This is a genomic window from Pseudomonas sp. SDO5271_S396 (assembly GCF_054071795.1).
Genome location: NZ_JBSVWB010000046.1, coordinates 1 through 12,312, shown reverse-complemented (window position 1 = coordinate 12,312; position 12,312 = coordinate 1). Strand labels below are relative to the sequence as shown.

Sequence of the window (12,312 nt, the reverse complement as noted above, 5' to 3'; positions counted from 1 at the left end):
TAACCCCTTGTATGTTGTTATTGGGGAATGTTCAGGCGGGCGAAACCATAATAGAGAAGTTTGGGTGTGATGGGCTTGGTATAGACGTTTTTCGCATAATTGGAGTGGTTTGATCATTTGGATAAAAAGAGAGTTATCCAAATGATCAAACCCATCAAAAACGCCTCTTGCGAACGTTTTAAACTTATGGCCGCCTGTATTTCAAATCCCTCTAACTACCTGTTTTTAATAATTAAAATTATACAGTTCGAGAATTTTATATTCTGGCATCGTTGTTGCTATTCCCCTCGTACCAGTAAAGGGGAACTTGAGCATGCCTAAATCCGCCAGCACGTTCGATCGTATGCCGCGTTACGTTCGAGTGCGCAGTGAACCGAATGCCCACTTTGTTGAGTTCGACTTCGCCATCGGTTTTCCCGAGTTGTTTGTAGAACTGGTGTTGCCACCTCAGGCCTTCAGACAGTTCTGCGCAGACAACCAAGTACAAGCCATGGATGCGCAGATGTGCGAAGCCCTGGAAGCCGATGCCCGAAAGTGGCGCTACGGCGACACGCGTGACGCCGACTGACCGCGTATTGATTACCTGAAAACAATTAAATAAAGGGAGCGCCCTTCATGAGTGTAGAGATCAAGACAACGACCGTTGAAACGATCCGAAATACCTTCAGTCACACGCGCCGCCGGTTTGGCGACAAGGTTGCCAGCCGTTACCAGGAAGCCAGTTTCGACCTTGAGTCAGCCACCAACTTTCACTATCGACCGCTGTGGCAACCAGACAAGTTGCTCAACGATGCCACGCGCACCGCAGTGGTCATGGCTGACTGGTACGCGGTCAGCGACCCGCGCCAGTATTACTACGGGGCCTATGTGCAGGCACGGGCCAAGATGCAGGAAAACGCGGAGCACGATTACGCGTTTTGCGAGAAGCGCAACCTGCTGGCCAGTCTGTCGTCACAGAATGTCCACTTGATTACCTCGTTGCTGTTGCCTCTGCGCCACGCCGAATTAGGCGCGAACATGAACAACAGCAATATCGCTGCGGACGGTTTCGGCACCAGTGTCACGCAGATGCACATGTTTCAGGCCATGGACCGACTGGGTATCGCTCAGTACTTGTCCCGCATCGGCCTGATGCTCGATGACGGCGACGTCCTGCTGCTGGCCCAGGCCAAACAGCAGTGGCTGGGCGCACCCGCCTGGCAAGGGATGAGGCGGTATGTGGAAGACACCCTGGTTGTGCGTGACTGGTTCGAATTGACCGTTGCACAGAATGTCGTCAGCGATGGCCTGGTGTATCCACTGTTGTTCCACAAGCTGGATGAGCAACTCTCGGCCAATGGCGCGGCACAGTTCGGCATGCTCACCGAGTTCATGCGTCTGTGGTTCGCCGAAAGCCAGCGTTGGGTGGATGCCCTGCTCAAAACCGTGATCAATCACAGCGCCGAGAACAAGGCGCTGGTTCAGTCCTGGGTGGATCACTGGCGCCAGCGATGCGTCGACGCGTTGCGACCGATGGCCGGTTTGGGCCTGGACGAGGCGGCGCTGGACTCGGTCAGCGACGAGTTTTCAGCGCGAATGAACAAGCTCGGATTGGGGAGCGTGCAGCCATGACCTCCCTCGTTTATATCAACCTGCAAGACACCGATTACGCCCGCTCGATCGTTGAAGCGATCCAGCAGGACAACCCGAATGCCACTGTTCAGTACCAGCCTTCGATGATCCGGATCGAGGCGCCCGCTCGCCTGAATATTCGTCGCGACACCGTGGAACAGATCACTGGCAGCCCTTGGGATATCCAGGAAATGTTGATGTACGTGATCACCCTGGGGGGCAACGTCGAAGAAGACGACGACGTTTTTTCCTTGCACTGGAACAGCTGAGAACCTTCAGCACCTGCCTGATCCCCCGATTCGGAGAGCCACCATGGCCGTAAAAAAACGCCTTAATGCCAAAGAAAAATACCGTTGCATGACCCGTGACCTGGACTGGGAACCCAGCTACCAGACCCATGAAGACATTTACCCCCACGAGCGTTTCGAAGGCATCAAAATCACTGACTGGGACAAGTGGGAAGATCCGTTCCGACTGACCATGGACACGTACTGGAAGTACCAGGCAGAGAAAGAAAAGAAGCTGTACGCCATTTTTGATGCTTTCTCGCAAAACAATGGCCACACCACACTCTCGGACGCGCGCTACGTCAACGCGCTCAAGCTGTTTCTGTCAGGCGTAACCCCGCTGGAGTATCAGGCTTACCAGGGTTTTGCGAGGGTAGGGCGGCAATTCAGCGGGGCCGGCGCGCGGATTGCCTGCCAGATGCAAGCGATTGACGAATTGCGTCACGTGCAGACGCAGATTCACGCCATGAGCCACTACAACAAACATTTCAATGGCCTGCATGACTTCGCTCATATGCACGACAGGGTCTGGTTCCTTTCGGTGCCCAAGTCGTTCTTCGAGGATGCGCGCACCGCCGGTCCCTTCGAATTTCTCACCGCGATATCGTTCTCGTTCGAATACGTGCTGACCAATTTGCTGTTCGTGCCTTTCATGTCTGGCGCGGCTTTCAACGGCGACATGGCCACCGTTACGTTCGGGTTTTCGGCGCAGTCCGATGAAGCGCGACACATGACATTGGGACTTGAGGTCATCAAGTTCCTGCTTGAACAGCATGAAGACAATGTGCCGATCATTCAGCGCTGGATCGATAAATGGTTTTGGCGTGGCTACCGTCTGTTGACGCTGGTGGGGATGATGATGGACTACATGCTGCCGAACAAAGTCATGTCATGGTCCGAAGCCTGGGGCGTGTATTTCGAGGAAGCCGGAGGGGGGCTTTTCAAGGACCTGGAACGCTACGGCATCCGTCCACCCAAGCATGTCGAGGAAGCGAACAACGGCAAGGATCATGTGAGCCATCAGGCCTGGTCGATTTTCTACCAGTACAGCCAGGCCACTAACTTCCATACCTGGATGCCCACTGACGAAGAGCTCGACTGGCTTTCCCAAAAGTACCCGGACACCTTCGATAAAATCTATCGTCCCCGTTTCGAGCACTGGCGCGCACTGCAAGAGAAGGGCGAGCGTTTCTACAATCCCACCTTGCCGATGCTGTGCCAGATCTGCCAGATCCCCCTGGCGTTCGGCGAAATGGATGAGCCAACGACCCTCGGCCACCGAAGTGCTTTGCACGAGGGCGAGCGGTATCACTTCTGCTCGCAGGGCTGCTGCGACATTTTCGAATACGAGCCGACCAAATACATCCAGGCGTGGCTGCCGGTGCACCAGATTCTGCAGGGCAACTGTGGCGGCGCGGATGTCGAGTCGGTCGTGCGTGACTACTACAACATCAACCCGGGCCAGGACAACTTCGAATACCTGGGCTCCTCCGAGCATCGGCGCTGGCAAGACTGGCACCCCAAGGCGCGCAGCAGTGCGCCACCAACCGACAGCGACCCGAACCTGCTGAAGACCGCTTGAACCTTGACGCCTATTGAAGCTGACCGATTGTCGGCTTCCCTCTCTTCCCTACAAGAATAAGGACGCGACCATGCCCGTCACCGCCATCAGCGCCTATAACGCTCAACCTCTGGACAGCCAGGACAAGTTCAATGGCTTGCAGTTGGTTTACCTGTGCTGGGAAAAACACCTGATGTACTGCGCGCCGTTTACGTTTCCCCTGCCTCCTGGCATGCCGTTCAGCACGTTTATCGAGGATGTGGTGATGCCTTCCATTTCGCACCACCCGGATGCGCAGCATGTCGATTTCGGTCGCGCGTCCTGGCGCCTGAACGATCAACCGTTTATCCCGAACAACGCCGCCAGCCTCATGGACAACGGCATTGACCACAAAAGCCTGCTGCACCTGAATACGCCCGGCCTGAACGGCATTGGCGGCACTTTCAATTGAGGGCCTGACGATGAGCTATCAAGTAACCATCGAACCCACCGGCGAGCAGATCGAGGTGCAAGAAGGTCAGACCCTCTTGCAGGCCGCGTTGCGCCAAGGCGTGTGGCTGCCGTTCGCGTGCGGTCACGGAACCTGCGCCACCTGCAAGGTGCAGGTGCTTGAAGGCGAAGCAGATCTGGGCGCAGCGTCATCGTTCGCCTTGATGGATATCGAACGCGACGAAGGCAAGATCCTGGCCTGTTGCGCCATTCCCCAGTCTGACATGGTGATTGAAGCGGACATCGACCCGGATCCGGATTTTCTCGGCCACCCGGTGGAGGATTATCGTGCGGTGGTCACGGCAGTGGTCACTCTGTCACCCACCATCAAGGGCGTGCATCTCAAGCTTGATCGCCCGATGGCTTTCCAGGCTGGCCAATACATCAACCTGCAGTTGCCGGGGATAGAGGGCACTCGGGCATTTTCGCTGGCAAACCCGCCAAGCCAGGCCGACGAGATTGAACTGCATATACGCCGCGTCGAAGGGGGAGCGGCCACTACGATGGTTCACGATCGACTGAAGCCCGGGGATGAGGTCGAGGTCTCTGGTCCTTATGGTCAATTCTTCGTGCGCACCTCACAACCGGGCAACCTGATCTTTATCGCAGGAGGGTCTGGTCTTTCGAGCCCGCAGTCGATGATTCTTGACCTGTTGAGGTCTGGTGATAAGCGCCGGATCCTGCTGTTCCAGGGCGCACGTAACCGCGCAGAGCTCTACAACTGCGAACTGTTTCAGGCGCTGGAACGTGATTATCCTCATTTCTCCTACGTGCCGGCGCTCAGCCAGGTCGACGATGATACGGAGTGGTCGGGGTTCAGGGGTTATGTGCACGATGCGGCTCGCCAGCATTTCGAGGGACGTTTCACTGACCACAAGGCTTACCTTTGCGGGCCTCCGGTCATGATCGATTCGGCCATCACTTGCCTGATGCAAGGGCGGCTGTTTGAACGCGATATCTTTATGGAACGTTTCTTCAGCGCCGCCGACGGTGCAGCGCCCAGTTCGCGTTCTGCGCTGTTCAAGCGCATCTGAGGGGCGTGCCGCAAAAGCGCGCATTCATCCAGGTGAATGCGCGCCTTGGGCAATCTACTTGGCCTGGTGGCTATCGAGCCACTTGATGACGTCGCTCGCGCTACCGCCGTTGGCCCCTGGCGCCAGTACCGAATAGTGGTCCTGGTCCGGATAGACGCGAAACTCTGCCTCGGTTCCTGCCGCCTTGGCATTGCGAACCGCCTGCCGGGTCACAGCCACTTTGATGGACGGGTCATGGTCCCCCTGCAACAGCAACATCGGGCCAGGCGTACGACCACGGGGCACACTCTGGGCATCCAGCAAAGGCTGAAGCGCCAGGGCCGCTTCCGGACTCTGCGGCGTGAACTGGTAGTCGTTCAACGTGCTCTTGAGGTTGGCGGAAAAGCTCTGCCAGATTTTCAGGGTGCACTCGTTTTGCGCCGTGGGCAGCATCGCCAGGGCCTGGCTACCCAGATAGTCTTCGTAGCGCAGGTTGGGATGCTGGGTCTTGAGACCCTGCAATGCCAGAAGATAAAAGCCACGATCCACCGGGCCGGGCGAGCCATAGTTATAGGCTTGACCGACGTTGGTCACCGGGGCGATACCGATGGTCCCTCGAAAGTCGAGGCCTTTTCCCCACGTCTGCGCGAGTTCGCCAGCTGCGATCGCGGCCTGGCCGCCCTGCGAATGGCCCACCGCGAACCAACGGCTGGACAGCCGGGGTTCCGCTCGCAGCCCCGCACGCACGGCATCAATCACGCCTCGGCCTTCGCTGTCGGCCACGATGTACGGATGCTCACCAGGTGTCCCGAGCCCCTCGTAATCGGTGGCGACCACCGCATAGCCTGCTTTGAGCAACTGAGCAACAAAGCCTGCATAACCATAGAGATCGACTTTGCCGTCCTGATTCAGCACTTTCGAAGGGGCACACTGATCATGGGTACCCGACGAGCCATGTGCCCACGAAACCACTGGCCACCCACCTTTTGGCGGCTTGCCATCAGGGGTAAGAAGGGCGCCACTCACGACCACAGGGCGACCGTCGAGCGAATAGGATCGGTAGGTAATCTGATCCGCTCTGCCGGCTGCCGAAACCAGGGAAGGGGCGAGATGGGTGATCGCCTTGGCCGATAACAAGTCTCCCGCATCCTTGGGGCGTTCCGTTGCACTGGTGCTTTCTGGCGTATAGACCTGCCCATCCACTGCGCCCGCACTGGTTGCTACGAGCGCCGCAGAAATGGCCAGGCCAAGGATAAAGGTGTTTCTTCTTTTGAGTTTCATGGTCACTTTATCGGGTCTCCAAAAGGCCGGATAAAATGCCGTTCGCCTGCGCTATAAAAAAGCACCAAAAAGCGACTGGTTCAATGTACCAGCCGCCTTTGGACGCTCTATTGCTTCATCAGCGCCGCCACTTTTGCGACGCCCGCCTGCGCGCAGACTTCATCCTTGTCGCCACCCGGCGAGCCGCCCACACCCAGGCCGGCGATGGTTTCGTCGCCGACTTTAAATGCGACGCCACCGGGCAAAGCCGTCACGTTAGGGGTGCTGGCCAGCGATTGCGCCACCAGCGGCGGGTACTTTTCCAACACGCCGATATAGGCGCTGGTGGTGTCCACGTGAAAAATCGGGCCCATGGTCACCACCGTGTAGGCCTTACGGAAACTGCTGTCCTTGGTATGAATCACCGCGCGATCACCGCGCAGAACAACTTGCGGGGTTCCCGACACGTCGACAACCGTTGCGGTCACGTCGTAACCGTTGGCCTTGCAAGTATCCACGGCGGTCTGGGCGGCGATCACCGCGCTACTCAAAGGCAGGGCATGGTTGCTGACGGTTATCTGCGCCTGAGCCGGGGTTTGAATAGCGAGCCCGGTGGTTAGCGTCAGAACGACAAGTTTGGCGATAGTCTGGAGTTGCATTTCGGTCACCTCTCATTTCAGTTAGTTGCCTGGATTGAAAGGCATCATGCAGTTGGCTGATTCGAGGCGGAATCCCGCGACGGTGACGAGCACTTGCTCAAAAAGTGGGAAGGTGGCGACGCAGGCCAGGACTTGGCGGAGCAGGGTGATCACTTACCTGAAGCCATACCGCCAAACTCAGCCAGTAACGCTCTAAGTTTCGGCACGGCATAGTCGATGAATCGACGCACCTTCGCGGGCATCGCCTCACGGGAGAGAAACACCAGGTGAACCGGAATCGGCTCAACCTCGAACGACTGCAGGATGTACTTCAGCTTTCCGGCCATGACCGCTTCATGCACATCGTGCTCGAGGATGAAGGTCACGCCAATACCATGGATCGCGGCGTCCACAGCGGCGTCCGGTGATGAAACGAGTAATCGCGGCACGTCGTTTACCGTGCAGAGTTGCCCCGATTCCTGACTGCGGTAACGCCAGGGCGAGAGGCTGGGACTGTCAAACACCACACACGGAAATCGACACAAGTCTTCAGGTGTCTGAGGGCAACCATGGTTCTCCAGAAGCGCCGGGCTGGCCACCGTTACCACCCTCAATGCCCCGACGCGCTGGGCTACCAGGTTGCTGTCACGCAGGTGCCCGACACGAATGGCGACGTCGGCATGCGCATCGACCAGGTCGATGATGCGATCCGATTGCACCAGGCGGATTCGAATCTCGGGATACAACGCGAGGAATTGGTTGATGACTGGCAATACACGCAAGCGGGCCACCTGCACGGGAGAGGCGACCACCAGTTCACCGCGCGGGGCCATGAACTCGCCGGCGGCACGCCGTTCCAGCTCGCCCACGTCCTCCAGAATGCGCTTGGCCGTCGCGACGTATTCAACGCCGGCGTCGGTCAGCGCCAGTTTGCGTGTGGTCCTGATGAGCAGCCGTGTGCCCACCAGGTTTTCCAGGTTGTTGACGTTCCGCGTGAGCGTGGCCACCGGGATGTTCAACTTGCGGGCAGCGGCCGACAAGCTGCCTTCTTCAGCCGAACACACCAGCATCGCCATCGCTTCGAGTCGGTCCACGCAACGCTCCAATCAAATAGGATGAATACTCGGGGCTGACCGAGTATCTAGGCTTTTCCTACAGAGCCTAGAACTGCGTCAGACCACCATCAACCACCATCTCGGTCCCCGTGGTGTACGACGAATCATCGCTGGCCAGGAACAACACGGCCTTGGCCAACTCAGCCGCTTCGCCAAAACGCTTGAGGGCGACCTTGTCTGTAATCGTGGCGGCGACCTGGCCAAGCACATCGTCAGGCAGGCCGATCTTACTGTAGAAGGGTGTCGCGATGGCGCCGGGGCTGACAGCGTTCACGCGGATACCGGCGGGCGCCAATTCTGCGCCCAGCGTGCGTACCAGGGAGCGTGTCGCGGCTTTACTGGCCGCCAGAACCGAAAGGCCGGGATAACCGATAGTGTTCAGGAAGGACGTCGTCACGATAATGCTGCCGCCGTCGTTCATCAGCGCGGCGGTCTTCTGGATCGTGAAGAAGGTTCCGGTGAAGTTCAGCGCCAGGTTATCGTTGAGATAGTCCTCGGTAATGGCCGCCAGGGGCGCGACCGTCGTGGCCCCGGCGTTCGCGAATACCACGTCGATACGACCGAACCTGACGCGTGTTTCTTCGACGGCGTGTTCGATATCAGCGACCTTGCGGATATCGGCCTGGATCAACAAAGCGTTGTTATTGAGTTGCTTGCCGGCCTCGGCCAGGCGTTCAGCGTTGGAGCCGATCAATACAATATCGGCGCCTTCGGCCTGGAATAATTTGGCGGTTTCCAGCCCGATACCGGAGGTGCCGCCGGTGATGAAAGCGACTTTGTTTTTAAGTTTCATGGTGTTTTTTCCCGATGAAGAACTGGCGAAGGGGTAGCTTTCTAGGCGTGCAGTGGTTGGGTGCACGGCCTGGTCAAATGTTATGTGTCGCCAGTTTTGGGGAGAATCCGCTAAATTTGAGCATCATTTAATCAAGAAATGATGAATACGCTCACGCACGCAAAACGCCGTTGAATAATGTTAAAGGGGAGAGCCTATGGGCCAGCGTGCCATTGCGATTATCGGTACCGGCAAGATCAGCGGCGTCCACCTGCACGCTGCACGCCTGGCCGGTGCCCGCTTGCAAGGCGTGTTGGCCTCGTCGCCAGAGCGGTCACGGGACATGGCGCAAAAATGGGGCGCCACCTGCGCTTACGCGTCCATCGAAGAAGTCATGGCGGATCCGGCTGTCGACGTCGTGCATATCTGCTCCCCGAACGCCGCGCACTTTGCCGCCGCCGAAGCAGCCTTGCTCGCCGGCAAGCACGTGGTGTGCGAGAAGCCACTGGCGACCACCCTCGGCGATGCCGAACGCCTTGCCGCGCTGGCCACCGAGCGCGGGCTGGTCGCGACGGTACCATTCGTGTACCGCTATCACCCGGAGGTTCGCGAAGCCCGGGCCCTGATCCAACGAGGTGAACTGGGGCCGTTGCAATTGATCCACGGCAGTTACCTGCAAGGCTGGTTGCTGGATCAGTTCGACAACAACTGGCGCGTCGACGCGGCCAAGGGCGGGGCTTCGCGGGCCTTTGCCGATATCGGTTCACACTGGTGCGACCTGGTCGAATGGATCACCGGCGAGCGGTTTGCCACTGTGATCGCCGACCTGCGCACCACGATCAAGGATCGCCCGACTGCCGCAAGCCCACTGGACACGGTGAATACCGAAGATGTTGCCTGTGCGCTGCTGCGCACAGGCTCGGGCACCCTGGCAAATGTGGTTATCAGCCAGGTTTCAGCAGGTCGGAAGAACCGATTGTGGTTCGAAATCGATGGTGCCAAACGCAGCCTGGTGTTCGACCAGGAGTCTCCGGACCCATTGTGGCTCGGCACCCGCGATGGATTCGAATCACGGTCCAATGACACGCGCCAGGATTCAGCCGAACACCATCGCGCGAATAACGTGCCGGTCGGCCATAGCCAACGCTATGCGGCTTGCTTCGAAGCCTTTGTGAGCGACACCTACGCCACCATCGATGGCCATTTCAGGGAAGGGCTACCGACATTTGCCGATGGCCTGCGCTCGGCGCAGATTGTCGCAGCGGTGCTGCAATCGTCGAAGAGTGAGCGATGGACGGCTATCGGAAGGGCTGACTGATCCCGGCGGCGAGATATGGCGTTAACGTGCACGACCACGAACATGGTTGTTGAGAGAGTAAAAGGAGGATGCCAGAAGTGTCTTGGTCGAATCATATGGCTGATGTCCAATTTCACATACCTCCGTTCACCACTCAGCTCCTTGTAATTGCGCCATTTTTTCAAATTTCATCACTAACATCCGTTTTTTTGTCACAAGAGAACGGAGTTTAGTGAAGTAACGTTCATATAAATCAATAGCTTATGAACCTCCGTTTTTTTTGGATCAGCGGTACGACCATGCCTCCGAAGGCGACCTATGCTTAGGCGTCAGGTGCACGATTGGAGCATGAATGGATGGTCTCTGTCGGCGATTTTTGCTCAGTGGGTACGGCGTCCGATCTGCTGGTCGTAGAAGCTATGTGGAAGCAGCGCGGCGGGGTCGTACGTCTCTGCAAACTGTCTAATGGACTCCAGTTGGCTCTGCCCGAGGAGCGGCTGACCATGTCAACGGATCCGGTCGGGGCCTTCCGAAAGCATATGGACAAAATCGTTCGAGCCTCTCGCAAAAAGTCCAGGGCCTCAGCTAAGCCCGTGTTCGAATCAAATCCTGCTTGCGAGTTTGCAGAGTACCTTGCCATTACCAAGGACGAATGGGCCACGTATCGGATCAAATCAATCACTTACTTTCTCATCCTGCTGGAATCACAGTACCTGACCCCTCACTACTCACTGAAAGCTCTATGGCGAGACGTCTGCGTCAAATGTGACCTGCTGGACATCGATCCGCCAACACTCGGGTTTGTCAGAGACCGGTTGCATAGCCGGCATCGTTCATTGCTCCTCGAAATGATCGGGCGATAGCTATGGAATTTTCAATAGGTGAAGCAGTTTTTGTGGATGGTTTGGAGGGCATCTACCTAATAGTCGGCGATGTTCCGGAGCGGGGCTGTTACCTGGTCAAACTCTCCGGGTTACCTGCGTCTCCAATTGAGGTACCTAAGAGCAAGGTTCACAAGATCAGCACCAAGGCCGTTGAACAAATCCGCGCGGCAAGTGACGTTGGTGTCGAAAACGCCGAGCCTGACAATGAGGTCAGACCTGTTTCCCCATATACCCCTGAACAAATTCTTGTGGGGACTGCACGGGAGGAAGTGATCAAACCACTGTATCTGGGACAGATCACCAAAGAGCAGGCTGAGCAAAAACTGAGCATCGGGCGAACGGTTCTGAATGATCTGCTGCGCCGCTATCGAGAATGGCAATCATGGGAAGCGCTGGTGCCCGGTGTTTCTGGACGAAGAAAGGGTGATACCCGGCTAGAGGATGAGGTTGAAGAGATTCTGGCGAAAGCGATCGATGAAGACTACAAGGGGCCGGGTGCCTCTGTAGTCGCTGTACTCAACCGTGTCCGGTGGGAGTGCAACGCTATTTCGAAGAATCCGCCTTCAGCCTCCACGGTTGAAAGACGGTGTGCCCAGTCATCCATGCGCAAAGCAGTTGCCAATAACCAAGGCCCTGTTGCAGCGCGGGATCAATTCGACTCTTTTCCGTTTGGTACCGTCACGCAGCATGCCCTTCAGCTTGGACAGGCTGATAACAGTCCCCTCGACTGCCAAGCGGTCGATCCTGATACTGGAAAAGTACTGGGGCGACCGAACCTGACCATCATCAGTGATGACCATACCGAATCCTATTTAGGATTCTGGTTATCGTACGCTGCGCCGTCAAGAAACACACTCGCGAATGCGTTCTTCATGGCATTACAGCCTAAAGATGAACTGCTGGCGGAGTTCGCGCTTTCTGCACGGTTTAAATGGATACAGTACGGAAAGTTGTCCAGATTGAGGACAGATGGTGGGGGCGATCTCAATGCCAAAACTGTGCTTGCAACGCTCGCAAAAAATGACATACGTCACGAGCGTAGGATGCGGCCACAGAGCGGTGGCAAGGTAGAGCGTAAGATTGGTGTGGTGAACCGTTATTTCATTCAGACGTTGAACGGAGCGATAGCATCGAGTAGGAAAATCGCAAGGGGAGAAAACCCAGAGAAACTTGCGGAATACTCCATAAAAGACCTGTTTATTCTTATTATTACCCAAATATGCATTCTGCACGAACGTCCTGGTGAGGATGGTTTGACGCCCAATCAGCGTTGGATGAGAGACTTTGGCGAAAAAGACGGTGTATTACGAACGCCCCCAGTTGTCAAAGATGAATCGCCCCGGATTCTCTAGACACCTTGCAAGCTCATTGTGTAACGTTTTTCA

Annotated in this window: 12 protein-coding genes; 8 read left to right on the top strand and 4 right to left on the bottom strand. The window is 56.8% G+C overall.

From position 1 onward, the window contains the following. Window positions 1-313 precede the first annotated feature (313 nt). The 6 genes from ACW9IN_RS24295 (at window position 314) to ACW9IN_RS24270 (ending at window position 4,982) form a co-directional block, all read left to right on the top strand. Complete coding sequence (locus ACW9IN_RS24295; RefSeq protein ID WP_457368203.1) at window positions 314-568, top strand: phenol hydroxylase subunit; 255 nt, start codon at window positions 314-316, stop codon at window positions 566-568. A gap of 47 nt (window positions 569-615) precedes the next feature. Beyond that, window positions 616-1,611: an aromatic/alkene monooxygenase hydroxylase subunit beta gene (locus tag ACW9IN_RS24290; protein ID WP_457368202.1), complete on the top strand. Its 996-nt coding sequence runs from the start codon at window positions 616-618 to the stop codon at window positions 1,609-1,611. After that, on the top strand, window positions 1,608-1,880 hold the full coding sequence (locus ACW9IN_RS24285) for an MmoB/DmpM family protein (protein WP_457368201.1): 273 nt from the start codon (window positions 1,608-1,610) through the stop codon (window positions 1,878-1,880). The genes ACW9IN_RS24290 and ACW9IN_RS24285 overlap by 4 nt, the downstream gene beginning before the upstream one ends. 43 nt (window positions 1,881-1,923) lie before the next feature. Beyond that, window positions 1,924-3,480 carry an aromatic/alkene/methane monooxygenase hydroxylase/oxygenase subunit alpha gene (locus tag ACW9IN_RS24280; RefSeq protein WP_457368200.1) on the top strand — a complete coding sequence of 519 codons (1,557 nt, stop codon included), beginning with the start codon at window positions 1,924-1,926 and terminating at the stop codon, window positions 3,478-3,480. 70 nt (window positions 3,481-3,550) lie between these two features. Continuing rightward, window positions 3,551-3,910 (top strand): phenol hydroxylase subunit P4, encoded by a 360-nt coding sequence (locus ACW9IN_RS24275; protein WP_457368199.1) that lies wholly within the window; start codon window positions 3,551-3,553, stop codon window positions 3,908-3,910. Window positions 3,911-3,920: 10 nt separating this feature from the next. Next, window positions 3,921-4,982: a 2Fe-2S iron-sulfur cluster-binding protein gene (locus ACW9IN_RS24270; protein WP_457368198.1), complete on the top strand. Its 1,062-nt coding sequence runs from the start codon at window positions 3,921-3,923 to the stop codon at window positions 4,980-4,982. 54 nt (window positions 4,983-5,036) lie between these two features. Here ACW9IN_RS24270 and ACW9IN_RS24265 read toward each other — a convergent pair whose 3' ends face one another. The 4 genes from ACW9IN_RS24265 to ACW9IN_RS24250 form a co-directional block, all read right to left on the bottom strand. Next, window positions 5,037-6,242, bottom strand: coding sequence for an alpha/beta hydrolase family protein (locus ACW9IN_RS24265; RefSeq protein ID WP_457368228.1), 1,206 nt, complete (start codon window positions 6,240-6,242; stop codon window positions 5,037-5,039). Between the two features lie 107 nt (window positions 6,243-6,349). Continuing rightward, the gene (locus ACW9IN_RS24260) at window positions 6,350-6,880 is read right to left on the bottom strand and encodes a GlcG/HbpS family heme-binding protein (RefSeq protein ID WP_457368197.1); all 531 of its coding nucleotides are present in this window, start codon (window positions 6,878-6,880) and stop codon (window positions 6,350-6,352) included. A gap of 149 nt (window positions 6,881-7,029) precedes the next feature. After that, on the bottom strand, window positions 7,030-7,953 hold the full coding sequence (locus tag ACW9IN_RS24255; protein ID WP_457368196.1) for a LysR family transcriptional regulator: 924 nt from the start codon (window positions 7,951-7,953) through the stop codon (window positions 7,030-7,032). A gap of 67 nt (window positions 7,954-8,020) precedes the next feature. Beyond that, window positions 8,021-8,767 (bottom strand): SDR family oxidoreductase, encoded by a 747-nt coding sequence (locus ACW9IN_RS24250; RefSeq protein WP_457368195.1) that lies wholly within the window; start codon window positions 8,765-8,767, stop codon window positions 8,021-8,023. A gap of 196 nt (window positions 8,768-8,963) precedes the next feature. On the opposite strand from ACW9IN_RS24250, the gene ACW9IN_RS24245 reads away from it, so the two are divergent. Both ACW9IN_RS24245 and ACW9IN_RS24240 read left to right on the top strand, forming a co-directional pair. After that, entirely contained in the window at window positions 8,964-10,064 is a 1,101-nt protein-coding gene (locus ACW9IN_RS24245) for a Gfo/Idh/MocA family protein (protein ID WP_457368194.1), read from the top strand. Window positions 10,065-10,908: 844 nt separating this feature from the next. Further along, a complete protein-coding gene (locus ACW9IN_RS24240; RefSeq protein ID WP_457368193.1) occupies window positions 10,909-12,279 on the top strand; it encodes an integrase in 1,371 nt (456 codons plus the stop codon). Window positions 12,280-12,312: the final 33 nt, after the last annotated feature.